This is a genomic window from Cobetia sp. PDI-12MA (assembly GCF_059507695.1).
Window position 1 is genome coordinate 3921409 of the sequence record NZ_CM183351.1, and the last position, 24634, is coordinate 3946042.

General features: G+C 62.4%; 21 protein-coding genes and 1 tRNA gene. 9 read left to right on the forward strand and 13 right to left on the reverse strand.

Annotated elements, in window-relative coordinates; all coding sequences use genetic code 11:
• Nucleotides 1-97 precede the first annotated feature (97 nt).
• The 4 genes from ntrC to glnA form a co-directional block, all read right to left on the reverse strand.
• The gene (ntrC, locus tag AC5WNI_RS16610) at nt 98-1507 is read right to left on the reverse strand and encodes a nitrogen regulation protein NR(I) (protein ID WP_043335756.1); all 1410 of its coding nucleotides are present in this window, start codon (nt 1505-1507) and stop codon (nt 98-100) included.
• Nucleotides 1504-2598 carry a nitrogen regulation protein NR(II) gene (glnL, locus tag AC5WNI_RS16615; protein ID WP_282627967.1) on the reverse strand — a complete coding sequence of 365 codons (1095 nt, stop codon included), beginning with the start codon at nt 2596-2598 and terminating at the stop codon, nt 1504-1506. The genes ntrC and glnL overlap by 4 nt, the downstream gene beginning before the upstream one ends.
• 263 nt (nt 2599-2861) lie before the next feature.
• Nucleotides 2862-3554 carry a DUF4124 domain-containing protein gene (locus AC5WNI_RS16620; RefSeq protein ID WP_254627213.1) on the reverse strand — a complete coding sequence of 231 codons (693 nt, stop codon included), beginning with the start codon at nt 3552-3554 and terminating at the stop codon, nt 2862-2864.
• A gap of 415 nt (nt 3555-3969) precedes the next feature.
• Entirely contained in the window at nt 3970-5376 is a 1407-nt protein-coding gene (glnA, locus tag AC5WNI_RS16625; RefSeq protein WP_175090632.1) for a glutamate--ammonia ligase, read from the reverse strand.
• 135 nt (nt 5377-5511) lie between these two features.
• Between glnA and AC5WNI_RS16630 the strand changes: the two genes are divergently transcribed.
• From AC5WNI_RS16630 to rnk, 4 genes are all read left to right on the forward strand, one after another.
• Nucleotides 5512-5802: a hypothetical protein gene (locus AC5WNI_RS16630; protein ID WP_285460724.1), complete on the forward strand. Its 291-nt coding sequence runs from the start codon at nt 5512-5514 to the stop codon at nt 5800-5802.
• Nucleotides 5803-6018: 216 nt separating this feature from the next.
• Nucleotides 6019-7827: a translational GTPase TypA gene (gene typA / locus AC5WNI_RS16635; protein WP_175090631.1), complete on the forward strand. Its 1809-nt coding sequence runs from the start codon at nt 6019-6021 to the stop codon at nt 7825-7827.
• Between the two features lie 650 nt (nt 7828-8477).
• Nucleotides 8478-9368 carry a WYL domain-containing protein gene (locus AC5WNI_RS16640; protein WP_043331776.1) on the forward strand — a complete coding sequence of 297 codons (891 nt, stop codon included), beginning with the start codon at nt 8478-8480 and terminating at the stop codon, nt 9366-9368.
• A 250-nt stretch (nt 9369-9618) separates the two neighbouring features.
• Complete coding sequence (gene rnk, locus AC5WNI_RS16645) at nt 9619-10032, forward strand: nucleoside diphosphate kinase regulator (protein WP_175090630.1); 414 nt, start codon at nt 9619-9621, stop codon at nt 10030-10032.
• Nucleotides 10033-10037: 5 nt separating this feature from the next.
• On the opposite strand, the gene AC5WNI_RS16650 is transcribed toward rnk, so the two are convergent.
• On the reverse strand, nt 10038-11543 hold the full coding sequence (locus tag AC5WNI_RS16650; protein ID WP_175090629.1) for a coniferyl aldehyde dehydrogenase: 1506 nt from the start codon (nt 11541-11543) through the stop codon (nt 10038-10040).
• Between the two features lie 376 nt (nt 11544-11919).
• A tRNA-Arg gene (locus tag AC5WNI_RS16655) sits at nt 11920-11996 on the reverse strand.
• 144 nt (nt 11997-12140) lie between these two features.
• Between AC5WNI_RS16655 and AC5WNI_RS16660 the strand changes: the two genes are divergently transcribed.
• Complete coding sequence (locus AC5WNI_RS16660) at nt 12141-12635, forward strand: c-type cytochrome (protein ID WP_175090628.1); 495 nt, start codon at nt 12141-12143, stop codon at nt 12633-12635.
• A gap of 30 nt (nt 12636-12665) precedes the next feature.
• On the opposite strand, the gene rep is transcribed toward AC5WNI_RS16660, so the two are convergent.
• From rep to pyrE, 4 genes are all read right to left on the reverse strand, one after another.
• Complete coding sequence (rep, locus tag AC5WNI_RS16665; RefSeq protein WP_495928562.1) at nt 12666-14747, reverse strand: DNA helicase Rep; 2082 nt, start codon at nt 14745-14747, stop codon at nt 12666-12668.
• A gap of 81 nt (nt 14748-14828) precedes the next feature.
• Complete coding sequence (trmL, locus tag AC5WNI_RS16670; RefSeq protein ID WP_175090626.1) at nt 14829-15302, reverse strand: tRNA (uridine(34)/cytosine(34)/5-carboxymethylaminomethyluridine(34)-2'-O)-methyltransferase TrmL; 474 nt, start codon at nt 15300-15302, stop codon at nt 14829-14831.
• Nucleotides 15303-15446: 144 nt separating this feature from the next.
• Nucleotides 15447-16007, reverse strand: coding sequence for a YfaZ family outer membrane protein (locus AC5WNI_RS16675; protein WP_175090625.1), 561 nt, complete (start codon nt 16005-16007; stop codon nt 15447-15449).
• Between the two features lie 55 nt (nt 16008-16062).
• Nucleotides 16063-16737, reverse strand: coding sequence for an orotate phosphoribosyltransferase (gene pyrE, locus AC5WNI_RS16680; RefSeq protein ID WP_107335804.1), 675 nt, complete (start codon nt 16735-16737; stop codon nt 16063-16065).
• An 86-nt stretch (nt 16738-16823) separates the two neighbouring features.
• On the opposite strand from pyrE, the gene AC5WNI_RS16685 reads away from it, so the two are divergent.
• The gene (locus tag AC5WNI_RS16685; protein WP_043331765.1) at nt 16824-17591 is read left to right on the forward strand and encodes an exodeoxyribonuclease III; all 768 of its coding nucleotides are present in this window, start codon (nt 16824-16826) and stop codon (nt 17589-17591) included.
• 184 nt (nt 17592-17775) lie between these two features.
• On the opposite strand, the gene rph is transcribed toward AC5WNI_RS16685, so the two are convergent.
• A complete protein-coding gene (gene rph, locus AC5WNI_RS16690) occupies nt 17776-18522 on the reverse strand; it encodes a ribonuclease PH (protein ID WP_175090624.1) in 747 nt (248 codons plus the stop codon).
• Between the two features lie 193 nt (nt 18523-18715).
• Between rph and AC5WNI_RS16695 the strand changes: the two genes are divergently transcribed.
• From AC5WNI_RS16695 to AC5WNI_RS16705, 3 genes are all read left to right on the forward strand, one after another.
• Nucleotides 18716-19579 (forward strand): YicC/YloC family endoribonuclease, encoded by an 864-nt coding sequence (locus AC5WNI_RS16695; protein ID WP_175090623.1) that lies wholly within the window; start codon nt 18716-18718, stop codon nt 19577-19579.
• A 24-nt stretch (nt 19580-19603) separates the two neighbouring features.
• On the forward strand, nt 19604-20461 hold the full coding sequence (locus AC5WNI_RS16700) for a protein NO VEIN domain-containing protein (RefSeq protein WP_368447857.1): 858 nt from the start codon (nt 19604-19606) through the stop codon (nt 20459-20461).
• Nucleotides 20462-20559: 98 nt separating this feature from the next.
• The gene (locus tag AC5WNI_RS16705) at nt 20560-20988 is read left to right on the forward strand and encodes an organic hydroperoxide resistance protein (RefSeq protein WP_175088871.1); all 429 of its coding nucleotides are present in this window, start codon (nt 20560-20562) and stop codon (nt 20986-20988) included.
• Between the two features lie 89 nt (nt 20989-21077).
• Here AC5WNI_RS16705 and AC5WNI_RS16710 read toward each other — a convergent pair whose 3' ends face one another.
• A complete protein-coding gene (locus AC5WNI_RS16710; RefSeq protein WP_175088872.1) occupies nt 21078-22658 on the reverse strand; it encodes a BCCT family transporter in 1581 nt (526 codons plus the stop codon).
• Between the two features lie 264 nt (nt 22659-22922).
• Nucleotides 22923-24539, reverse strand: a complete 1617-nt coding sequence (locus AC5WNI_RS16715; RefSeq protein ID WP_438940916.1) for a BCCT family transporter — start codon at nt 24537-24539, stop codon at nt 22923-22925.
• Nucleotides 24540-24634 lie beyond the last annotated feature (95 nt).

Genomic DNA, 24634 nt, shown 5'->3' on the forward strand with positions numbered 1-24634 from the left:
GAGAACAGGGATTGTGGCACCCTGTTCTCCTTGTCTCCAGCCCGCTCAAGTCATCCTCAGCTCGCCAAGATTGCCCTCGAACCCGCTCAGGCTATCCTCAGTCCTCGGCCAGCGCCGGCAACAGCACCTTGAGCTTGCGGGTCAGGGTGTTGCGCCCCCAGCCCAGCAGCTCGGCGGCTTCGCCCTTGCGACCACCGGTATGCTTGAGGGCCGTCTCGATCAGAATACGCTCGAAGTCGGGCACCGCTTCTTCCAGCAGATGGGTATGACCGGCGGCAAGCGCGCGGTCTGCCCACTCGCGGAAGGCACCACGCCAATCGCCGGAGGCCGCCTCGGTGCCGCTGGCATCTCGCAGCTCCGGCGGCAGGTCCTCGATCATCACTTCACGCCCCGAGGCCATCACCGTCAGCCAGCGACAGGTGTTCTCGAGCTGGCGCACGTTGCCCGGCCAGTCGAAGCGCGTCAGGTGTTTCTCCGCGGCCTCCGTCAGCACCTTGGGCTCGGTCGACAGCTCACGCGCGGCCTCGCCCAGGAAGTGACTCATCAGACGCGGGATGTCTTCGCGGCGCTCCGACAGGCGCGGCAGATGCACGCGAATCACGTTGAGGCGGTGGAAGAGATCCTCACGGAAACGCCCATCCTCGACCAGCTTTTCCAGGTGCTGGTGCGTCGCGGCGATGATGCGCACGTCGACCTTGACCGGCGTGATGCCACCGACACGATAGAACTCGCCATCGGCCAGCACGCGCAGCAGGCGAGTCTGGGTCTCGGCGGGCATGTCACCGATCTCATCGAGGAACAGCGTGCCGCCATCGGCCTGCTCGAAGCGCCCGCGGCGCAGCGCCGTGGCGCCGGTGAAGGCGCCCTTCTCATGGCCGAACAGCTCCGATTCCATCAAGTCCTTGGGAATCGCGGCCATGTTGAGTGCGATGAACGGCTTGGCGGCGCGCGGCGAGTGCTGATGCAGCGCCTGGGCCACGCGTTCCTTGCCGGTACCGGACTCGCCGTTGATCAGGACGGTGATATGCGACTGTGACAGGCGGCCGATGGCGCGAAAGACTTCCTGCATCGCCGGCGCTTCGCCGATGATTTCCTTGGTCAGTCCTTCCGGCACGGCGGCGGGTGCCTTGGATTCACGGGCATGTGCCACGGCGCGCCGTACCAGCGCCAGCGCTTCATCGACATCAAACGGCTTGGGCAGGTATTCGAAGGCGCCGCCCTGATAGGAAGCCACGGCGCTGTCGAGGTCGGAATGCGCCGTCATCACGATGACGGGCAGGTCCGGGTATTTCTCGCGCACGCGCGCCATCAGGTCGAGGCCATCGGTTCCGGGCATGCGGATATCGGTGATCAGGACATCCGGACACTGACGCATGATGCTGGCTTCGGCCTGGTCGGCACGCTCGAAGGTTTCCACCTCGAGGTCGGGTTGTGCCAGAGCGCGCTCCAGCACCCAGCGAATGGCGCGGTCGTCATCGACGATACAGACGCGGGCAGTCTCGCTCATGTGTGATCTCCAGAAGTGCCGGCTAGCGGAATGAGTAAACGGAATTCGGTATGGCCGGGGCGCGAGTCACACTCGATCAGCCCCTGATGCTGGTGCAGGATGCCCTGGGCGATCGACAGCCCGAGCCCTGAGCCTTCGGCGCGCCCCGAGACCATCGGGTAGAACAGCGTCTCGCGCAGGCTCTCCGGGATGCCGGGGCCGTTGTCGATGATCGCCAGCTCGCACACCAGTCGGTGGCGCTCATGGCCCAGCGTGAACTGACGACGAGCGCGGGTCCGCAGCGTGATCTCCCAGGGCGCCTCTTCGCCCTCGTGCGTATCCGGACGGGGCTGCTCGTTGAGCGCCTGGGTCGCGTTGCGTGCGATGTTGAGTACCGCCTGGATCAGCTGTCCTTCATCGCCGATGACCTCCGGGAGGCTCGGGTCATAGTCGGCCGTCAGCTTGATGTGATGCCCTTCCGCCGCCAGCAGGGAGCGCACCCGCTCGGTCACCGAGTGGATGTTGACCGGTGACTGCAGCGGTGGCCGGTTCGGCCCCAGCATGCGGTCGACCAGATCACGCAGGCGGTCCACCTCCTCGATGATGATGCGCGTGAATTCCACCATCTGCGGTTCGGGCAGGTCACGCTCGAGGAGCTGGGCAGCGCCACGAATGCCGCCGAGAGGATTCTTGACCTCATGCGCCAGCCCGCGTGTCAGCACCTTGACCGCCTCCTGGCGGGCGATCAGCGCTTCTTCGCGCGAGATCTGCATCAGGCGGTCACGCGGTTCTATCTCGACCAGCAATTCATCGGCGCTGATGGGCGTCGCGGTGAAATCCACCGTCAGCGCTTCATTGGCCGCGTTGATGATCTCGGCCTCACGCTGAGTGTAGGGATGCTGTTCCTCCAGCGCCTTGCGCAGCACATTGACCAGGGTGTCATCCAATCCGGACATGTTGTCGGGCGTACTGCCCTTCACGCGCACCAGACTCACCGCCAGCAACGTCTCCGCGGCGGGATTCATCCAGACCATCTGCAGTTGTGAGTCCAGCACCACCACGGCAGTGTTGAGGTGTTCGAGCAGTCGTTGATGCATGGGTTTGTTCGCCATCTGCAGTACGTCTCCCTGTTCTGCAATAACCGCGCCAGTCTGGTGCAGGCACCGAGAACACGGCGTCCGATGCTGTGCAACCATTTCGGCCCCCTCATATTGGCACCAAAATGGTGCAGGCGAGAAATCGCGCTCGAGCTCGTGTTGCTTCACTCCGCCATCAGGCAAACCGATATCGACTGGCCCAGACACGAAAAAGCCGCCCGAAGGCGGCCTGTCAGCCAAGGAGAAACGCGAGATGAAAGAAGGCCGCCCAGACGCTGCTAGCCTCCGCCAGCATTGGCAGGATTGTTGGGATTGCGAGGCAGATTGACGCTGGCGCGTTGCACATAGACCACCTTCGGCTCGCTGGTCTGGCGTACGCGGCCGGTGGAATCCAGCAACTCCGCCTGGATGACATGCTTGCCACGCTCCAGCGCCGGCACCATGAAGACGGTACTGTGCATGGCGGATTGAGACGGCGCGCCATCCACGGTCACGCGCACCTTGTCTTCCGGACGCAGCTTGGGCTCGATCCCCAGGCGTACCGCCAGATTGCCCGCCTGCCCGGTCTGCAGCGTTTCCTCGTTGGACGGGCTCTGGATGGTGAAGGTGGTATAGCCACGGAAAGCCACATCCACCGCAGGCGCCCGGGTGCGGGTGCTCTCGCTGGATGAGGAAGAGCTCACGCGCGACGGCGTGCTGCGCCGCGGCGGCAGGGATTCTGTCGACGGCACCACGCTGAGCGGCGTCAGCTGCACCTTGCTGCCGCCCGCAGGCTGATCACTGAAGACCACGTTGCCGTTGGCATCGACGTGGCGATAGACCTGGGCCGCCTGAAGATCGAACGACAGGCTCGTCAGCATCAGCGTCGCTGCCAGCAGCAGGCACTGCAGTGGCTCGGGGCGCGCTGCTGGCAGTGCACGCGAGTCCGTCGCGGGGTTCGCGACGCGCAGGGAGGATACGAAGGGCCACATCCGAAGATTCCTGAAGAGAGTCATGGGAGGCCAGAAGCCGCAGGCAGCTCCAGCGGGATTGGGTCTATCGGCAGGCGATCCTGCTGCCTGATGACAAGGCTAACAAGTTACAAAGCTTACCGCGTTGATGCCAGCATTTGGGGCCCTCGACAAGACGCCTGTGGGCATTGACTGTCACGCAAGGCTACCACCGCGCCCTGCAGGTCTGTCATCAGCATGGCCGATATCAGGGAAAAGGATCAGAGCAAAGAGTCAGAACGAAAAACAGGGCCACACCTGTCGGTATGGCCCTGCTGTCGTCATCGTCCGGGGCTTGCCTCCACCTGGAAGGCACCCCGTCAGATGGCGTGGCTAGCGAATGGCTGCCTCAACCTCTGCAGCGCCTGGACGCTGCTGTACTTAGGCGTTGCAGTGCTTAGACGCTGTAGTACATGTCGAATTCGAGCGGGTGAGTCGCCATGCGCAGGCGCTGGACATCTTCGCCCTTCAGCTCGAGGTAGGCATCGATCATGTCGTCGGTGAAGACGCCGCCCTGGGTCAGGAACTCACGATCGCCGTCCAGCGCGGTCAGGGCCTGTTCGAGGCTCTCGGCCACGGTCGGGATGGACTTGGCTTCTTCGGCCGGCAGGTCGTAGAGATTCTTGTCCATCGCGTCGCCCGGGTGGATCTTGTTCTTGATACCGTCGATACCGGCCATCAGCATCGCGGAGAACGCCAGGTACGGGTTGGCCGTCGGATCCGGGAAACGCGCCTCGACACGCTTGCCTTTCGGGCTGGCAGTGTACGGAATGCGGATGGAAGCGGAACGGTTGCGGGCAGAGTAGGCCAGCATGACCGGCGCTTCGAAGCCCGGCACCAGACGCTTGTAGGAGTTGGTGGACGCATTGGTGAAGGCGTTCAGGGCACGAGCGTGCTTGATGATGCCGCCAATGTAGTAGAGGGCCATTTCGGACAGACCCGCGTACTCGTCACCGGCGAACTGGTTGTCGCCATCCTTCCAGAAGGACTGGTGAACGTGCATGCCGGAACCGTTGTCACCGACCAGCGGCTTGGGCATGAAGGTCGCGGACTTGCCGTAGGCGTGAGCCACGTTGTGGATCACGTACTTGAGTTCCTGAACCTCATCGGCCTTCTTGACCAGGGTATTGAACTTGACGCCGATCTCGTTCTGGCCGGCGTTCGCCACTTCGTGGTGGTGAACTTCGACTTCCTGACCGATGGCTTCCAGGGTGTTGCACATGGCAGCACGGATATCGTGGAAGCTGTCGATCGGCGGGACCGGGAAGTAGCCGCCCTTCAGACGCGGACGGTGACCCAGGTTGCCGCCTTCCGGCGTGGAATCGGTCGCCCAGGCACCTTCTTCGGAAGAGATCTTGAACATGGAACCGTTCATCTCGTTCTTCCAGTGCACTTCGTCGAAGATGAAGAATTCCGGCTCCGGACCGAAGAAGGCGGTGTCGCCCAGACCGGTAGACTTCAGGTATTCCTCGGCGCGCTTGGCGACGGAGCGCGGATCGCGCTCATAGCCCTGCATGGTGGCCGGCTCGATGACGTCGCAGCGCAGCACCAGGGTGGTGTCTTCGGTGAACGGGTCGAGGAAGGCAGTGCCGTCGTCCGGCATCAGGATCATGTCGGATTCGTTGATGCCCTTCCAACCTTCGATGGAGGAACCATCGAACATCTGGCCGTTCTCGAAGAATTCCTCATCCACTGCACGCGCCGGGATGGAGACGTGCTGCTCCTTGCCCTTGGTGTCGGTGAAGCGCAGATCAACCCACTTGACTTCGTGTTCTTCAATCAGGGCAAGTGTCTTCTCAGCCATGGTAATTCTCCGATGGAGCCGGCGGCTCTGGTTACAGTTGGTGTCAGCGTTGTCTGGGGTTATTGCTCTATTTTGTAAGCCTTTTCTCTCATGGTCGGCGTCGTTATGCCAGCCATCAGACAGGATGCTCTAACAATGCAGCGAGCGTGCCAGAATGGCGCACGCCGCATCGTCGATTTCAGTAAGATCATGAATATGCTGAAAAAAAACATCATCATCTTCATGCATGCAGCACGAAAACCCGACCAAGGATGGGCCGACAAGGTGCAAAAATTCTTGCCGCGCAGTGCAGATTCATCATTTGGGTGCACCAAAAAACGTCATTGCTCCACGATGGTGCAAAATACTGGATCTCAAGTATTTCTCCGCTCACACCCGATGATCACGTCAGCATCACATTGCGGTCATTTCTTCCTTTCCTCCTGATGTCGGCCTCGACTCACAAGTTTTTTTCATGCGCGACAGGGGGGCGGAAAAGACTTGAGAGACAATCATTTGGGCACTTCAGACCAATTGAAGGCACTCGCTGACTCGCCTCGTGAATGCACGATGCTGGCAGGAGGCATGCCATGCCCCCTATAATGCGCCCCAAATCACAAGCGCCCGGTACGCGAGCGCCCATTTTCCGCACAGGTTCCCGTCGTGATCGAGAAACTTCGCAACATAGCCATCATCGCCCACGTTGACCACGGTAAAACTACCCTGGTCGACAAGCTCCTGAGTCAGTCCGGCACCCTGGACCGCAAGGCCGAGGGTCAGGAACGCATCATGGATTCCAACGACCAGGAAAAAGAGCGCGGCATCACCATTCTCGCGAAGAACACCGCGATCCAGTGGAACGACTACCACATCAACATCGTGGATACCCCCGGGCACGCTGACTTCGGTGGCGAAGTCGAGCGCGTGATGTCCATGGTCGATTCCGTGCTGCTGCTGGTCGATGCCGTCGATGGCCCGATGCCGCAGACGCGCTTCGTGACCCAGAAGGCATTCGCCCAGGGCCTGAAGCCGATCGTCGTCGTCAACAAGATCGACCGTCCGGGCTCTCGCCCTGACTGGGTCGTTGACCAGATCTTCGATCTGTTCGACAACCTGGGCGCGACTGACGAGCAGCTCGACTTCCCGATCATCTACTGCTCTGCCCTCAACGGCATTGCCGGTATGGACCCGGAAGACCTGAAAGACACCATGGACCCGATGTTCCAGTCCATCGTCGACATCGTCGAGCCGCCCAAGGTCGAGCTGGACGGTCCGTTCCAGATGCAGATCTCCGCACTGGACTACAACAGCTACGTCGGCGTCATCGGTCTGGGCCGCATCAAGCGCGGCGCCGTCAGCCCGGGTCAGCAGGTGTCCATCATCACCAAGGAAGGCGCTGTCCGTAAGGGCAAGATCGGCCAGGTCATGACTCACATGGGCCTGGACCGCGTGCAGACCGACAAGGCGACTGCCGGCGACATCGTCTGCATCACCGGTATCGAGAACCTCGCGATCTCCGACACCATCTGCGACACCGCCACTGTCGAAGCGCTGCCGCCGCTGACCGTCGATGAGCCGACCGTCTCCATGACCTTCCAGGTCAATGATTCTCCGTTCGCCGGTCAGGACGGCAAGTTCGTCACCAGCCGCAACATCCGTGAGCGTCTGGACCAGGAACTGATCCACAACGTCGCACTGCGCGTCGAACAGGGCGAGACTCCGGAGAAGTTCGTCGTCTCCGGGCGTGGTGAGCTTCACCTCTCCGTTCTCATCGAATCCATGCGTCGTGAAGGCTTCGAGCTGGCCGTGGGCCGTCCGGAAGTCATCATCAAGGAAATCGACGGCAAGAAGCAGGAGCCGTACGAAGAAGTCATCATCGACTGTGAAGAGCAGCACCAGGGCTCCATCATGGAAGAGCTGGGCTACCGCAAGGGCGAGCTGACCAACATGAACCCGGATGGCAAGGGTCGTGTGCGTCTGGACTTCATCATCCCGTCTCGCGGTCTGATCGGCTTCCGTGGCCAGTTCCTGACCCTGACCTCCGGTACCGGTATCCTGACCAGCCGCTTCGATCACTACGGTGACCTGAAGGAAGGCGCAGGCGTCGAGCGTCGCAACGGCGTCATGATCTCCATGGTGCCGGGCAAGGCGCTGTCCTACGCCCTGTACACCCTGCAGGAACGTGGCAAGCTGATCATCGGTCACGGTACCGAAGTCTATGAAGGCATGCTGGTCGGTATCCACAACCGCGCCAACGACCTGGTCGTGAACCCGACCAAGGCCAAGAAGCTCGATAACATGCGTTCTACCGGCAACGATGAAAACATCGTGCTGACGCCGCCGATTCGCTTCACCCTGGAACAGGCGATCGAGTTCCTGGATTCCGATGAGCTGGTGGAAGTCACTCCGCTGCACATCCGTATCCGCAAGAAGCACCTGAAAGAGAACGAGCGCAAGCGCGCCAGCAAGTAAGCTGGCCCAGCCCGCCCCCTGTCTGATGGCAGGGGGCATCGTGCTCAAACGCAAAAGACCCGCCAACTCGGCGGGTCTTTTGCGTTTGAGCACTTTTCGCTGTTGCCGCAAAGGGCAGCATGACCATCTCTCTAATACTTATGAATGTCATTGCAGGAAGTGCGTCGCTATTAGGGCTCGCAGAATAAGGCAACTTTGCGCGATACCTTGGCCTGAGGCATCTCTAACACTTAAATGAGGGTTATATGAGGCATATTTGTGTTGTGCATATAGCGTCTTCATCCAGAGCATGCCACACGCGGCCAATGCCACTGCGCAACGTAATGTCTTGATGTATTGATAGTGCGCAATCACACACCACAGAGCGAAGATAAATCGTCAAATTCTAATGATGCGTCGCGTTTGGACGACGCAAAAACGAGACGTCGATGCGCGGTCACTAGGGTCAACGCAACGGAGCAGGTATCTTCTGCCGGAGCTTTCTTCATGCATATCCTGCAGTTAACGAAGACTTGTTCACCACACGCCACCCGGAGCAGGGTCCTCTTACCGATCCTCGTGAGCACTCGCCATGTGTCGCCATTGCCACGCCAGGTGTGTGCAATGCGTCACGAATACGCTCCAGAAGACCCGTATGAAAGGATTCAGCAATGAGCATCAAGCAACGCCTCGAAGTCCTGCCATGGGACACGCTGGCGCGTTACCGCCTGATCGAGATCATCGCCTTGTGGGAGGGGCGCGTCACTTCGCGTCATCTGGGCAACGCCTTCGGTATCGCCAGACAGCAAGCCTCGCGCGTCATGAAGACCTACCGCGAGACGGTCGCCGAGAACAATCTCGAGTATGACCCCGTCATCAAGGGCTACCGTCCGTCGGCGAATTTCTGCCCCATGCTGACGCGGGGTGAGGTCGATGAATACCTGCAATTGCTGGGCAATCACGACAATCTGAATCCGCATTTCACCGGGTTGGGGCTAGGGCAGGCAAATACCGAGGCCCTGCGCCTGCCGTCGCGCAGCGCCAGCCCACCTGTGGTCAGGGCCTTGATCGAGGCCGCCAGTCAGGGCGCGCGTCTCGAGGTGACCTATGCCTCTCTCAACTCCCCCCAGGGGGAGGAGCGCATCCTGTGCCCGCACACGCTGGTCTACGCCGCTGGCCGCTGGCATGTGCGAGCCTTCTGCGAGAAGAACCGCGCTTTTCGCGACTTCGTGCTGTCTCGATTCCGCGCGGTGCCGGAGCTGTTCGGTGAAGCCCTGGAAGGTAGCCAGCGCGAGTGCGATGAAGGCTGGGAGACGCGAGTCACCTTGAAGCTGGGCGCCGACCCACGCCTGACACCCGCCGAGCGCGGCCTGATAGAACAGGACCACGGCATGGTGGATGGTGAGCTGCACTTGCCGACACGCGGTGCACTGGTGCAGTACGTCCTGCGCGAGCTGGGCATCAATCCGGACCATCTGGAAGAGTCTCCGCGCGCCCAGCAGCTGGTCGTGCTCAATCGCGACGAGATCACTGACTGGCTGTTCGTCAGCTCCAGCGCCTGACGCGGGAGTGAGCGGGTCTGCCCCTTGCTCTCTCCTGGCTCTTCCAATGCCCGACCACTGTCCAGCCATAGCTCAGTCATAGCCCTCGCGCTGACCTCAAGTTGCCTGAATGGACTATCCATCGCCGAGCGAAGTTTATATGATGACTTCTGCACACAGTCCTTCGCCCTTCCCGGCGGAGGGCTGTTTTTTTGGTGTCCAGCAAGGCCTTGCTCACAAGGGGCTGACACCACGACTGACAGGAGGTCTCATGGCCACACTTCCCTCGATCATCATCAATCGTCTGGACGCCGAACGCCTCGAGCGCCTGATTGATCGCGTTGCCGCCGCCGACCGTCAGGTGGCAGAACAGCTTGAGGACGAGCTGGAGCGCGGCGAGGTCGTCGAGCCTCACGAGGTGCCCGCCGATATCGTCAGCATGAACAGCCGCGTGGAGTTCACGGACCTGACCCGCCAGCAGACTCTGGTGCGCACGCTGGTCTATCCGCATGCGCTGCCCGGCCAGCAGGATGGCCTGTCGGTGCTGGCGCCACTGGGGGCTGCCCTGCTCGGCCTCAAGGTCGGCAGCCTCATCGAGTGGCGGCTGCCGGATGGCAGCCTGCATGAGGTGCGTATCGAGGCGCTGCATTACCAGCCGGAAAGTGCCGGCGACCTGCACCGCTGAAACGCCTAGCGCATCAGCAGGCGGCGGATAAGACCATGGATGGCGCGCGCTGTCGGCCCGTCGGCATAGGGCGGATACATCAGCCGCGCGCCATTCATGCGCCCCTTGGCGAAGACTCCCTTGGCCTTGCTGAGCGTCTGGAAACCTTCCCTGCCATGATAATGCCCCATCCCGGACGGCCCGATGCCGCCGAACGGCATGTCATCCTGCGCCACATGCAGCAGGGTGTCATTCAGACACATTCCGCCCGCATGCGTGCCCTCGGTGACCCGCTGCTGTTCTTGCTTGTCGTGGCCGAAGTAATACAGTGCCAGCGGCCGGGGCCGGGCGTTCACATAGGCCATCGCGACGGATAGCGTATCCGCCGGTGCATCCAGCAACGTGCCCTTCACGCTCGTCTCGCCTTCCACCTCATTCGAAGCTCCCGGGGCCGACAGGCCGACGATCGGCAGCAGCGGGCCGAAGATCTCTTCCTGCATCACGCGCATCTCATCCGTCACATCGAGCAACGCCAGCGGCGGCATCAGACGCTTCTCGACCAGCTCCGGGTCATCCCAGTCGGGGCTGTCGACCAGAGGCCTGAGTGTCGCCCCCTTCGCCAGGGCATCCTCGAGCACCTCTCGCAAGCGCTGGTACTGACGCTGATTGATGATGCGCGAATAGTCCTGCGTCTCGCAGAAGCGCGGATAGAAGCGCTGGAATGCCTCGCCCAGCGCCGTGACCAGCAGCGGGACCTGGTCCTCACTGCACAGCACATAGTCCGGCGCGACGCAGGTCTGGCCGGCGTTCATGCCCTTGCCGAAGGCCAGCCGCCCCGCCGCCTCACGACGCTGCGCCTCATCCGCCATCAGCTCACGCGACATGATCACCGGCGACTTGCCGCCCAGCTCCAGCGTCACGGGAGTCAGGTTGTCCGCCGCGGCACGCATCACATGCTTGCCGACCGCCGTGCTGCCGGTGAACAGCAGGTGGTCGAAGGGCAAGGCCGAGAAGGCCGCCGCCACATCGGCCTCACCGATCACCACGGCCACCTGCACCTCATCGAAGGCATCGAGCAGCATCACGCGCAGCGCCTCGGCGGTCTCGGGGGTGAACTCGCTCATCTTGATCATCACCCGATTGCCGGCGCTCAGGGCGCTGATCAAGGGGCCGAGCGCCAGATAGAGGGGATAGTTCCAGGGCACGATGATGCCGACCACGCCCAGCGGCTGATAGACGACACGCGCAGAGGCCGGCTGGAAGGCGGCGCTGACATGGCGCTTCGAGGGCTTCATCCAGCCCTTCAGGTGACGGCGCGCATGACGAATGCCTTCGTAGCTCGGCACCAGTTCGGCCAGCCGCGTCTCATGGGCGCTGCGGTGGCCGAAATCGGCGCTGATCGCCGCGACCAAGACCTCCTCGTGCGACTTGAGCGCATCACGCAGCGAAGTCAGCCAGGCCAGGCGCTCGTTGGCGCTGGGCATAGGCGACAGGCCATAGGCGGCGCGCTGGTCTTCCAGCAGCGCCTGCATGCGCGTGATTTCCCGAGTGGCAGCCTCGCTGCTCTCAGTAGACGAGCCAGCAGGCGAGGCAGCAGATTCAGTCGAGGTAGCAGGCTCAGGCGAAGCAGGATCAACAGGGGCGGCAGTCGTCATGAGAACATCCAGTGAGGGCCGGCGGAGCCAGCAGCGAAGGCAGACAGCCACAAGTATGGCGTACCAGCCGATAGCGACCGGCGCGAGGAGGATCGCCGGCGTGGTTCACCCCGTTTTAGAACACTCGTTTGATGACGTCAAAGAAAGTCGCCTGCGCCGCTGCCGCACGCCGCAATGCAAAAAGCCCCCGCACCGTGAGGTACGAGGGCTTTTCGGGTGTCGACCGGCGATGGCGCCGGTGACGGGAATCCGTTGGCGCGCCCAGCAGGATTTGAACCTGCGACCCCTGCCTTCGGAGGGCAGTACTCTATCCAGCTGAGCTATGGGCGCGCATGCCAGGGTTGCAGTGAACCGAGGCGCGCTTATGGTAACGTCTTGATTCTACGATGTCGAGATATCCCGCCAGCCATGCGGTTGCTGCCCCTCCGGCGAGCGCTATACTGGCTCGATACACAGCCCCAAAAGGTGCACGCCATGCAAGCTCGCCGGCCAGCTGCTTTTCCCCTCAAGCGCTCTCCCCTGTCATTCTCATTGAGCGCGATGCTGTTCAGCGTGCTTGTCAGCGCATCCGCACAGGCCGCAGACAACTCCCGCGAGGCGATTGCCGAGCGACTCAAGCCGGTGGGCGAGCTATGCGTGAAGGGCGACGCCTGCGCCGGTGATGCCTCGGCAGCGAGCTCACAGCCGGCGGACAGTGGCGCTGGCGGGCAAGCCAATGCCGCCAGCGCGATAGACGGCGAGAAGGTTTACGGTGGCATCTGCATGGCCTGTCACACCACTGGTGCCGCCGGTGCCCCGCGCCTGGGCGAGGCCGGCGACTGGGAAGGCCGTCTCTCCAAGGGCGACGAGACGCTCTACACCCACGCCATCGAAGGCTTCAATGCCATGCCGGCCAAGGGCGGCAATCCGGCGCTTTCCGATGAGGAAGTGAAGGCCGCGGTGGATTACCTGCTCGATTCCGTGCGCTGAACCTCAGCGCACAGCACCCGACGGTAAACATCAGCCCAGCAACGAACGCAGGCCCGCGATGGCATCCCGCCCGCGGGCCACTTTCTTCTCCTGATCCTGCGGCTTGTCGGCCCGCCCTTCCCACTCGAGGTCTTCCGGCGGCAGCTCGTCCAGGAAGCGGCTCGGCACGCAGTCCATCATCTCGCCGTAGGTCTTGCGCTGGCGCGCCAGCGTCAGCACCAGAGTACGGCGCGCCCGCGTGATGCCCACGTAGGCGAGGCGGCGCTCCTCCTCCACCGTGTCCATCTCGATGGAGTTGCGGTGCGGCAGCAGGTCTTCCTCCAGCCCCAGCACGTAGACATGCGGAAACTCCAGGCCCTTGGAGGCATGCAGCGTCAGCAGCTGCACGCGGTCGGAGTCATCCTCCTCGGCCTGCTGCTCGAGAATGTCGCGCAGCACCAGGCGTGAGATGGCCGCCGCGACATCGCCGGTCTCGGTATCGCCGATCATCGCCTCGCTGCCCTCCAGCTCCTCCACCTCTTCCTGCGGATTGCCGCTGATCGACTTCTCGAGCTGATCGATCAGGATCCAGACGTTGGCCATGCGCCGCTCGGCGATCTTGGGCGCACTGGCGTTCTGATACAGCCAGCCTTCGTAATCCACCTCGCGGAACAGCTCGCGGATCGCGCTGATCGACTGGCCGGCGTCCATCTCGCGGCGCACGCGGTCCAGCGTGTGGGTGAAGCGGCCGAGGCGGTCCAGCGCCCGCTCGCTCAGCTGCTCACGCAGGCCCATCTCGCTGCAGGCGGCGTAGAGCGACACGCCACGCCCGGTGGCGTAGTTGGCCAGCTTCTCCAGCGTGCCCGGCCCGACTTCCCGCCGCGGCACATTGACGATGCGCAGGAAGGCGTTGTCGTCCGCCGGGTTGATCAGCAGACGCAGATAGGCCATCGCGTCCTTGATCTCGTTGCGCCCGAAGAAGGAGGTGCCGCCGGAGAGCTTGTAGGGAATCTGGTAGTGCTGCAGCTTCAGCTCCAGCAGGCGCGCCTGGAAGTTGCCGCGATAGAGCACCGCGAAGTCACGCCATTCGGCGCCTTCCTTGATGCGCCGCGTGAGAATCTCGCCCGCCACGCGCTCGGCCTCGGCCTCTTCGTTGCGATTCATGATGATGCGGATCGGGTCGCCATCGCCCATCTGCGACCACAGCGTCTTGTCGTAGACGTGCGGGTTGTTGGCGATCAGGGTGTTGGCCGCGCGCAGGATGATGCCGGTGGAGCGATAGTTCTGCTCCAGCTTGATCAGGTTCAGGCGCGGGAAGTCCTCGCCGAGAGTGACGAGATTCTCGGGGCGCGCCCCGCGCCAGGCGTAGATCGACTGGTCATCGTCGCCCACCATCGTGAAGGTCTGGCGCTCCTGCATCAGCATCTTCACCAGCAGGTACTGACTGATGTTGGTGTCCTGATACTCATCGACCAGCATGTAGTGGATGCGCCGCTGCCAGCGCGCCAGCACCTCGGGGTGATCACGGAACAGCACCACCGGCAGCAGGATCAGGTCATCGAAGTCCACCGCGTTGTAGGCCTTGAGATGCCGGTTGTAGGCCTCGTAGATCACCGCGGCGTACTGGGCGTCTTCATCCTCGGCATGCGACAGCGCCGCCCCGGGCAGGACCAGGTCATTCTTCCAGTTGGAAATCTGACTCTGCACCGCGTTGATCTGCTCGGCGTCGGTGTCGGCTTCCTTGTGCATCAGCTCCTTGATCAACACCTTGGCGTCATCGGTGTCGAACAGCGAGAAGCCCGGCTTGTAGCCCAGCGTCTTCAGCTCGCCGCGGATGATGGTCAGTCCGAGAGTGTGGAAGGTCGAGACGATCAGCCCGTGGCCCTCGCGGCCCTTGAGCATCTTGCCGACACGCTCCTTCATCTCGCGCGCCGCCTTGTTGGTGAAGGTCACGGCGGCGATGTTGCGTGCCTTCATGCCGCATTCCTGCACCAGATAGGCGATCTTGGTCGTGATCACGCTGGTCTTGCCTGATCCGGCACCGGCCAGTACCAGACAGGGGCCATCGATGGCGCGCACGGCTTCCTGCTGGCGGGGGTTGAGCTTGGCGAGGCGATCACGGATCTCGGTCATCACGGTGTCCTGCTGGGCGAAGAAAGGGAGCGAAAATGCATCTCACGCGGAGCGATGGTCGATCAATCGCGTGCTGGACGATCAATCAAGAATTGCGGCGCCGGCGAAATCGAGCTGACGCCAGCTTTCATAGACGACCACGGCGACGGCATTCGACAGGTTCATGCTGCGGCTGTCGGCCAGCATCGGCAGGCGCAACACCTGCTCGCGGGGCAGGCTGTCGAGCATCGCCTGTGGCAGGCCACGTGTCTCGGGGCCGAATACCAGTGCATCACCGGCCTGGAAGCTGGCCTCATGCGGCGCGGTGCGACCACGCGTCGAGAGCGCGAAGACCCGCGAAGGCCTCACGCTCGCCACGAAGTCATCGAGGCTGGCATGGCGCTGCACACGTGCCCACTCATGATAATCGAGACCGGCACGGCGCAGGCGCTTGTCATCCAGCTCGAACCCCAATGGCTCGATCAGATGCAGGCGGTAACCGGTGTTGGCACACAGGCGGATGATGTTGCCGGTATTGGGCGGAATCTCGGGCTGATAGAGCACGATATCGAGCATGAGCAGACTCGCGGCAGAAGGCGAAAACAGGGGGCTGCCCGGCGATGATCACCTGGTCATGACAACGCAAAGCGGGCCCCGGAGGGCCCGCCATCTTACCGCAATGCGTGACTCACGCGGAGCACGCGTTGCCGAGAACCATGCTCAGAACTGCAGACGCATACCGACCAGCGGGCCGGAATCCAGTGTGCGTTCGTCACGGTTCTCGAAGTCGGCCTTCACCTTGCGGTAGCCGACATAGCCTTCGACGTTGTCGATGACCTGATAGCGTGCGCGCAGGCCGTATTCGTAGCTGTGCTCGAGGTCGTTGCTGGTCGCGACGTCCGGGGTCACGTAGCCGTAGCCACCCAGCGAGACGCGCGGTGCGCCCGGCAGGTAGTAGTAGCCGTAGCCGCCGAGGCCCAGACCGCCGCCGTCACCGTGGTCGGTGTCGTACTGGCTCCAGCGTGCGCCGAGGCCCACGTCGTATTCGCTGGTGCGCTCGGTGCCCAGCAGCTGGACGTGGCCAGCCGTGACGTCGTCATGGTCATCGCTGGACAGGATACCGCCGCCGAGCTGGACGCCATTGCTGATCTCGCCATTGATTTCGCCCTGAACGGCTTCACTATTCAGGTTGAGGTCAGCGTTGCCGGCCATGGCCGGGGCGGACAGACTGGCAGCGAGGATGGCTGCCGAAAGGCCGAGAATGTTACGGTGAGCTGTCATGTATGCACCTCTGTACGTGACTGGGAAGGTAATGCTGCGCGGGTCATGAACGCTCTCAGGCGCCCTGGAGACCGTATTGCGCACGGTAGTCGCGAATCGCGACCGCATGCCCAGACAGTTCCTGCTGTGCGTATTGTTCCAGATATTCGAGCACCTGGTCGAGCGTCACGATACTGACCACGGGCATGGAGAAACGTGCCTCCACTTCCTGAATGGCGCTGTTCGCCTTCAGGCCTCCCTGACCATCGGGAGCGCGCTCCTGGCGGTCCAGTGCGATCACGACGCCCGCCGCCTTGGCACTCTCGGCGTGGATGATCTCCATCACTTCGCCGATGGCGGTGCCGGCGGTGATGACATCATCGATGATCATCACGCGGCCTTCGAGGGGCGCGCCGACCAACGAGCCCCCTTCACCGTGGGTCTTGGCTTCCTTGCGATTGAAGGTGAACGGCATGTCACGATCATGATGGTCAGCCAGCGCCACGGCCGTCACGGCACCCAGCGGGATACCCTTGTACGCCGGACCGAACAGCACATCGGCCTCCAGGCCTGATTCGACGATGGCACGCGCATAGAAGCGTCCCAGACGTGCCAGGGCCTGTCCGGAGCGGAATAGACCAGCATTGAAGAAGTAGGGGCTCACCCGCCCGGACTTGAGCGTAAACTCGCCAAACCGCAGCACGTCCTGCTCGATGGCAAACTCAATGAACTCCCGCTGGTAGTCCTGCATCCGATATCACCTTTGAATTCGTTAGCCATTTACCAAATCGTCTAAAGCTCGGGTATCATACAGGCGCGACGAACCAGGGACCACGTATGAAAATCGCTACAGTTAACGTCAATGGTATTCGAGAAGCGGTCAGCCGCGGCTTCCTCGACTGGCTTGCCAGTCAGGACGCCGACGTCGTCTGCATCCAGAACCTCAAGGCCAAGAGCTTCGAGCTCGACGACAGCATCCTCTACCCGGAAGGGTACGAAGGCTACTTCCTGGACGCCGAAAAAGACGGCTTCTCAGGGGTTGGCCTCTATTGCCGCCAGATTCCCAAGGCCATCATGTATGGACTGGGCTTTGAGCAGTGCGATAACGAAGGCCGTTACCTGCAGGCCGATTACGACCGCTTCAGCATCTGCTCTTTCCTGATGCCTGATGGGAGTGATCCGGCTGCCAAGGGCGCCTTCATGGAGCAGTACCAGGAATACCTCAGCAAGCTGCGCCGCAAGCGTCGTGATTACATGATCTGCGGCACCTGGCATGTGGCCCACAAGACTGTCGACCTCGCCAACTGGTCCGACAATCAGATGACGCCGGGCTTCAAGCCGGAAGAACGCGCATGGATGGATCAGGTCTTCGGCCCGATCGGCTTCATCGACGCCTTCCGCGAAGTCAATCGCGATGCCGACCAGTACTCCTGGTGGCCAGCGCTGGACAGTGACCAGCCGCGCGCCCGTCAGGAAGGCTGGCGCCTCGACTATCAGGTCATCGACCCGAACCTGCGCCGTCATATCAAGGACGCCTGGATCGACACCGATGCCACCTTCAGCGAGTTCGCACCGGTCATCGTCGAGTACGACCTCGAGCTGTGATGCACGCTGTCACCCCTTGAGCGTTCGGCCTCGGGCCTCCCTGCCAGTCGCATGATCTGCCTTCGGGCACTGACGAAAACGCCCCCATCGCGCAAGCGGTGGGGGCGTTTTCTGTCTGGCCTCAAGCGCTCATGACATCGCTCTGAAGACATGGCACACATGAAGTAGCGCCGGGCCGCAGGACTCAGGCGTCGGCCGGCATGCCGAGTGCGGCGCGCTGGGCGGCGAACAGCTGCTCACCGGTACGCTCGGCGAGATCCAGCAGGGCATTGAGCTCGGCGCGATCGAAGGCTGCGCCTTCTGCGGTGCCCTGCACCTCGATCAGCCCCTTGCCTTCAGCCATCACGACATTCATGTCGGTATCGGCCTTGCTGTCTTCCGGATAGTCAAGATCGGCGACTGGCACGCCCTTGTAGATGCCGACCGACACGGCACTGACCAGACTCACCAGCGGGTCGGTCTTGATCTTGCGCTCACGCTGCAGGCCCTGCAGCGCATCGACCAGTGCCACACAGCCACCGGTGATCGCCGCGGTGCGCGTGCCACCATCAGCCTGCAGCACATCGCAATCGATGGTGATGGTGTATTCGCCCAGCTTCTTGAGGTCCACCGCGGCGCGCAGCGCACGGCCGATCAGACGCTGGATCTCCACCGTGCGGCCACCCTGCTTGCCACGCGCCGCTTCACGATCATTACGGGTATGGGTCGCACGCGGCAGCATGCCGTACTCGGCGGTCAGCCAGCCCTTGCCGGACCCACGCAGCCAGCGCGGCACGCCCGCCACGACAGAGGCGGTGCACAGCACGCGGGTCTCCCCGAACTCCACCAGCACCGAACCCTCGGCGTGACGAGTGAACTCACGGGTCAGGCGGATCTCGCGCGGCTGCTCCGGGGTACGGCCACTGGGACGGATCACGTTGGCTTCGCTCATGGGGATTCCTTGTTGCAGTATTCGGGAGGCCAGAGTCTACACGCCGCAGCCACGGGCGACGACCTTCGCGCCGCGCGGGCCAGACCCGCTCCTGATCACTGGGCGCTCAAGAGCGGCACGCGTACACTTCAGGCTATCAGCGCGGTCGCTCATGCACCGCCTCTCTCGACAGCCAACCGACAAGGAGCACGTCATGGTCCACAGCATGACCGCCTTCAGCCGCCAGACCCATGAAGCCGACTACGGCACCCTGACGCTGGAGCTGCGCTCGGTGAACCAGCGCTATCTCGAACCGCACTTCCGCCTGCCCGACAGCCTGCGCGAACTCGAAAGCACCTTCCGCGAAGGCCTGCGCAAGCGCCTCAATCGCGGCAAGGTCGAACTCTCGCTGCGCTTTGACGCCGAAGCCGGTGCCGACAGTCTCGCCGTCGATGCCAGACGCCTGGGTGAACTCAGCCGCGTGCTTGCCGAAGTCGGCCAGCACTGCCCGGACGCCCCGCAGCCCTCACGCCTCGCCCTGCTCGACTACCCCGGCGTGCTGGTACGCGAAGGCGCCGATCAAGAGCGCATCAAGGCCGATGCCCTCAACCTGTTCAAGCGCGCGCTGGACGAGCACATCGAAGGCCGCGCCCGCGAAGGCGAACGCCTCGCCGAGCTGATCAGCGCACGCCTCGATGGCGTCGATACCCACGTCGCCGAAGTCCGCCGTCTGATGCCGGACATCCTCGCCCGACAGCGTGAAACCCTGCTCGCCCGCCTCGAGGAAGTCCGCGCCACCCTCGACCCGCAACGCCTGGAAGCCGAACTGACCCTGATGGCCCAGAAAGCCGATGTCGATGAAGAACTCGACCGCCTCGACACCCACGTCAGCGAAGTCCGTCGTCAGCTCACCCAGAAGGGCCCCATCGGCCGCCGCCTCGACTTCCTGATGCAGGAACTCAACCGCGAAGCCAACACCCTCTCCTCCAAATCCGTCGTCGCCGACACCACCCGCTGCGCCGTCGAGCTCAAGGTACTGATCGAACAGATGCGTGAGCAGATTCAGAATATCGAGTGATATCCCGCCAAAGGAGTTAGCAGGATGAGCAGACCCGAACCATGGAGTGGTGAAGAAGTCACAGCGATTGTCGAAACGTACAAGAAGATGCTGATTGCAGAGCTTTGCGGTCAGCATTACGTGAAAACGGACCACAATCGTGAGCTTGCCGAGAAATTAAATAATCGCTCAAAGGCTTCTATCGAATTTAAGCATCAAAATATCAGTGCCGTACTGCGTGATGCCGACTGCCCCTATATCAACGGCTACAAGCCGATGAGTAACTATCAGGGCATGCTGGTCGATGTTGTTGAGCGCCACCTGCTGCGTACTGAGCTATTCGATCAGGCAGCACGCAATGCAGCAGACCGGCCGGTCATTGATGCACCGGCCCCCAAAGATACTTCCATCATTGTCACACCACCGGAGTCCAAGACGCCTCAGACCAGCGTGCAGGAGGCCAAGCAGCGTTACGCGACGCCCACACCGGTTAAGCGCGACTACTTGGCACGAGAAGCCCGCAACCATGCTCTAGGGAGTGCTGGCGAACGCTTTGTGGTGGCCTTTGAGAAGATGCGCCTCAGAAAAGAAGGCCGCACATCGCTAGCCGAGAAGGTCGAACATGTGGCGGAAACCCAGGGCGACGGCTTGGGCTATGACGTCCTGTCCTTTGATGTGGATGGACGAGAGCGTTGGATCGAGGTGAAGACGACGGCATTTGCCAAAGAGTGCGCTTTTTTCATCACGCCAAATGAACTCAAGTGCTCGCAAGCCAATCCTGAGCATTACCATCTTTTCCGCATCTTTAGCTTCTTAACCCAACCCAACATGTACTGCTTAAGGGGAGACCTCTACCCGCAATTGACGCTCAACCCACAGAGCTATCGCGCACATCTGCTATAAATGTCTGGCCCCGTCCGTCAACAATTGAAACTCTGCCCGACAAGCGCCATCTTGTTTCCATCCCTCGACTGAGGGCTTTTCCGCTCAAGGAGTCAGGCATGCCTATCGAACAAGTGCTGTACCGTGCAGAAGCCACTACCACTGGGGGTCGTGAGGGCAAGTCGCGTTCTTCCGATGGGGCGCTGGATATCACCCTGAGCACGCCGAAGGAGCTGGGCGGTGGTGGCGGTGAAGGCACCAACCCGGAGCAGCTGTTCGCGGCGGGCTACTCTGCCTGCTTCATCGGTGCCATGAAGCATGTGGCCAGCACTGACGGCGTGGCGCTGCCGGAAGGACTGGAGATTACCGGCAAGGTGGGCATCGGCCAGATTCCGGCCGGTTTCGGTATCGAGGTGGCGCTGGATATCAGTCTTCCGGGCATGGACAAGGCCGAGGCGGATGCGCTGGTCGAGAAGGCGCACCAGGTGTGCCCATACTCCAACGCGACGCGTGGCAACATCGATGTGACGTTGAACGTCAGCGTCTGATGACTGATCGCTAGACACGAAAACGCCGCCCCTCGGGGCGGCGTTCTTGATGGTGCGAGACGCTCGTTAGTTGCAAGCGTGTGAGCCGATCAGACGCCCTGCTCGCGCGCCATGCGGCGGGCAATCAGCGGAGCGTTCCACAGGCTGGGCAGCAGAATCAGAGACACCGGCACGGCGGTGACGACGATGAAGGATTGCAGCGCATTGATGCCGCCATCACCCATCGAGATCAACAGCGCCGCGACCACGCCCATCATCAGGCTCCAGAACACGCGCACGCCGCGCGGCGGATTGTCGTGGCCGCTCATCACCATCGAGACTGCATAAGTCATCGAGTCACCGGTGGTGGCGACGAACAGCGTGGTCAGCACCAGGAACAGCACCGAGATGGTGAAGCCGAACGGCAGCTGCTGGGTGATGGCAATCAGCGCTGCCGGCAGATTGAAGCCGGTGAACGGGCCGGAGACGCTGCCCGGGTTGCTCAGCTCGAATGCCAGGCCGCTGCCACCGATGATGGTGAACCACAGGCAGGTGACCAGTGGCGAGATGACCGCGATCAACAGCACCATCTGGCGCAGGGTGCGGCCACGCGAGATACGCGCGACGAACATCGCCATCAGCGGGCCATAGCCGATGAACCAGCCCCAGAAGAACAGCGTCCAGCCATTCAGCCAGCCATCATCACCCCGGAAGGAGGACATGGCGACGAAGTCACCGACGTAGCGCACCAGGCCCTGCGGGAAGGCTTCGAGCAGGAAGCCGGTCGGGCCCATGATCAGGATGAACAGCAGCAGCGCGCCGCCGAGCAGGACGTTGGTGCTGCTCAGGAACTGGATGCCACGGGTCACGCCGCTGACGGCGGACAGGGTGTAGATGACGGTCAGCAGGAGCAGCAGCGTGAGCTGGGTCGCGTAGGTATCGGGAATGCCGAACAGCGCATTGAGGCCATAGCTGACCTGTAGACCGAGGAAGCCGATGGGGCCGACGGTACCGGCGACCACGGCCAGCACGCAGCAGGCATCGACCAGCGCACCGATGGGACCACGCATGACGCGGTCGCCGAACAGCGGATAGAGCAGCGTGCGCGGCTTGAGCGGCAGGCCCTTCTCGTAATGCAGGTACATGAAGATGATGCCGGTCAGGCTGCCGAGCATCGCCCAGGCCAGAAAGCCCCAGTGCATGAAGCTCTGCGCCAGCGCGTTGTAGGCGGCATCGGCATTGCCCGTCGGGGCGTCCACGCCGAACACCGGCGGCGGTGAGGTGAAGTGAGCGATCGGCTCTGCCGCTGCCCAGAAGACACCACCACCCGCCAGCAACGTGCACAGGATGATGGCCATCCAGCGCAGCGTCGAGATATCCGGCGCTGCCAGCCCGCCCATGCGCACCCGTCCGGTACGGCCGATGGTCAGCACGATGGCGATGACGAAGGTCGCCAGCATCAGCGCTTGCCAGTAGGCACCGAAGTATTGGGTCGAGACACCGAAGGCACTCTGGATGAGCGCGGAGACAGCGTCGAGATCCACCAGTGCGGCGATGGCGAACAGTGCCAATACGCCACCACTGATGATGAAGACGGGCCAGTCGATACCTTGCGGGGTGTGTGCGGGTTCAGCGGGGGGATTTACCGGTGTGGCGGAGCCGGACGAAACAGTCCGGGAAGAATCCGTCATTAGTCAGCCTCTGGGCATGATCTGAGTGACGGGGCAGTGTATCAGCCGTATAACGCTGAACTGTGACACAAGCGGTTGTTTTTACACCCATGTAACGCGACGTATCACCAAGCCTACAGCTGTTTTACATCCGGGCATCGGTGATAACAACTCATGACCTGCCCTGACCTGCTTCGGCTGCCATCTTCGGGCCATGCCAGACTGATCCGTGCATGACGACACGCAAAGGCCCCCCTGGTGGACGGCCTTTGTCACATCAGCCAGTTACAGCCCTTGCTCGCGCGCCATCTGCCGCGCGATACGTGGGGCATTCCACAGACTGGGCAACAGCACCAGCGAGACAGGCACCGCGGTCACCACGATGAAGGATTGCAGCGCATTGATGCCGCCATTGCCCATCGAGATCAGGATGGCTGCCACGACACCCATGATGAGGCTCCAGAACACGCGCACGCTGCGTGGCGGATTGTCATGCCCGCTCATCACCATCGAGATGGCGTAGGTCATCGAATCCCCGGTCGTGGCCACGAACAGCGCCGACAGAATCAGGAACAGTACCGACATGATGAAGCCGAACGGCAGCTGCTGGGTGATGGCGATCAAGGCCGCCGACAGATTGAAGCCGCTGAACGGGCCCGATACGCTGCCCGGGTTTTCCAGCTCGAAGGCCAAGCCGCTGCCGCCGAGAATGGTGAACCAGACACAGGTGGCGAGCGGCGACAGGATGGTGATCAACAGCACCATCTGACGCAGGGTGCGCCCCCGCGAGATACGCGCGACCAGCATCGCCATCAGCGGCCCGAAGCCGATGAACCAGCCCCAGAAGAACAGCGTCCAGCTATCCAGCCAGCCGCTGTCGCCGCGGAAGACCGCCATCGGCACGATATTGTTCAGGTAGTCGACCATGCCCAGCGGGAAGGCCTTGAGCAGGAATTCGGTCGGCCCGAAGAGCACGATGAAGAACAGCATCGCGCCGCCGATCAGCACGTTGGCACTGCTCAGGAACTGGATGCCGCGCATCACGCCACTGACGGCCGACAGGGTGTAGACGAGGGTCAGGATGGCCAGCAGCACCAATTGCGTCGCATAGGTATCGGGAATGCCGAACAGCGCATTGAGCCCGTAACTGACCTGGATACCGAGGAAACCGACCGGCCCCACGGTGCCCGCGATGACGGCCAGTACGCAGCAGGCATCGACCAGCGCGCCGATCGGCCCACGCATCACACGCTCTCCGAGCAGCGGATAGAGCAAGGTGCGCGGCTTGAGCGGCAAGCCCTTCTCATAGTGCAGGTGCATGAAGACGACACCCGTCAGACTGCCCAGCACTGCCCAGCCGAGAAAGCCCCAGTGCATGAAGCTCTGCGCCAGCGCACTGTAGGCCGCATCGAGATTGCCGACCGGCGCCTCCGGCCCGAAGACGGGCGGCGGCGAGGCGAAGTGCGCGATGGGCTCTGCGGCGGCCCAGAACACGCCACCACCGGCGAGCAGGGTGCACAGAATGGTCGCCATCCAGCGCGGCGTGGAGATGTCAGGCGTCGCCAACCCGCCCAAGACCACGCGCCCCGTGCGCCCGAAGGTCATGCCGACGGCGACGAGAAAGGTCACGATCATCAAGCCCTGCCAATAGGCACCGAAGCAGGTGGTCGAGAAGTCGAAGGCGTGATTGATCAGGGCCGACACGCCGTCCAGGTCGATGAGCGCGGCGGCGACGAACAGCGCCATCACGCCTCCACTGAGGAGGAAGACCGGCCAGTCCAGACTGCGGGAGCTGTTGAGCGCTGTGAGCTCGGAATCAGGAAGTGATGTGGCTTGATCAGAAGAGGATGTGGTGTGATCAGCAAGAGATACGGCGTGATCGGGAAGGGGAGCTGCTTGGATTGCGGAGCCGGACAAGGCAGTCCGGGAGGTATCCGTCATTAGTCAGCCTCGAGGCATGATCTGAGTGACGGGGCAGTCTAACAGGCGAGAAAGCG

Bases quoted from the DNA above. Each gene is read 5' to 3' on its own strand.
- AC5WNI_RS16620 (WP_254627213.1), bottom strand. From the start codon at position 3,554: ATGTGGCCCTTCGTATCCTCCCTGCGCGTCGCGAACCCCGCGACGGAC.
- AC5WNI_RS16710 (WP_175088872.1), bottom strand. From the start codon at position 22,658: ATGACGGATTCTTCCCGGACTGTTTCGTCCGGCTCCGCCACACCGGTA.
- rep (WP_495928562.1), bottom strand. From the start codon at position 14,747: ATGACCGAGATCCGTGATCGCCTCGCCAAGCTCAACCCCCGCCAGCAG.
- glnL (WP_282627967.1), bottom strand. From the start codon at position 2,598: ATGGCGAACAAACCCATGCATCAACGACTGCTCGAACACCTCAACACT.
- pyrE (WP_107335804.1), bottom strand. From the start codon at position 16,737: ATGCAGGACTACCAGCGGGAGTTCATTGAGTTTGCCATCGAGCAGGAC.
- ntrC (WP_043335756.1), bottom strand. From the start codon at position 1,507: ATGAGCGAGACTGCCCGCGTCTGTATCGTCGATGACGACCGCGCCATT.
- rph (WP_175090624.1), bottom strand. From the start codon at position 18,522: ATGAGCGAAGCCAACGTGATCCGTCCCAGTGGCCGTACCCCGGAGCAG.
- AC5WNI_RS16650 (WP_175090629.1), bottom strand. From the start codon at position 11,543: ATGCAGGCGCTGCTGGAAGACCAGCGCGCCGCCTATGGCCTGTCGCCT.
- AC5WNI_RS16695 (WP_175090623.1), top strand. From the start codon at position 18,716: ATGGTCCACAGCATGACCGCCTTCAGCCGCCAGACCCATGAAGCCGAC.
- AC5WNI_RS16705 (WP_175088871.1), top strand. From the start codon at position 20,560: ATGCCTATCGAACAAGTGCTGTACCGTGCAGAAGCCACTACCACTGGG.
- AC5WNI_RS16675 (WP_175090625.1), bottom strand. From the start codon at position 16,007: ATGACAGCTCACCGTAACATTCTCGGCCTTTCGGCAGCCATCCTCGCT.
- AC5WNI_RS16700 (WP_368447857.1), top strand. From the start codon at position 19,604: ATGAGCAGACCCGAACCATGGAGTGGTGAAGAAGTCACAGCGATTGTC.
- AC5WNI_RS16660 (WP_175090628.1), top strand. From the start codon at position 12,141: ATGCAAGCTCGCCGGCCAGCTGCTTTTCCCCTCAAGCGCTCTCCCCTG.
- rnk (WP_175090630.1), top strand. From the start codon at position 9,619: ATGGCCACACTTCCCTCGATCATCATCAATCGTCTGGACGCCGAACGC.
- AC5WNI_RS16630 (WP_285460724.1), top strand. From the start codon at position 5,512: ATGCAGCGAGCGTGCCAGAATGGCGCACGCCGCATCGTCGATTTCAGT.
- trmL (WP_175090626.1), bottom strand. From the start codon at position 15,302: ATGCTCGATATCGTGCTCTATCAGCCCGAGATTCCGCCCAATACCGGC.
- AC5WNI_RS16640 (WP_043331776.1), top strand. From the start codon at position 8,478: ATGAGCATCAAGCAACGCCTCGAAGTCCTGCCATGGGACACGCTGGCG.
- glnA (WP_175090632.1), bottom strand. From the start codon at position 5,376: ATGGCTGAGAAGACACTTGCCCTGATTGAAGAACACGAAGTCAAGTGG.
- AC5WNI_RS16685 (WP_043331765.1), top strand. From the start codon at position 16,824: ATGAAAATCGCTACAGTTAACGTCAATGGTATTCGAGAAGCGGTCAGC.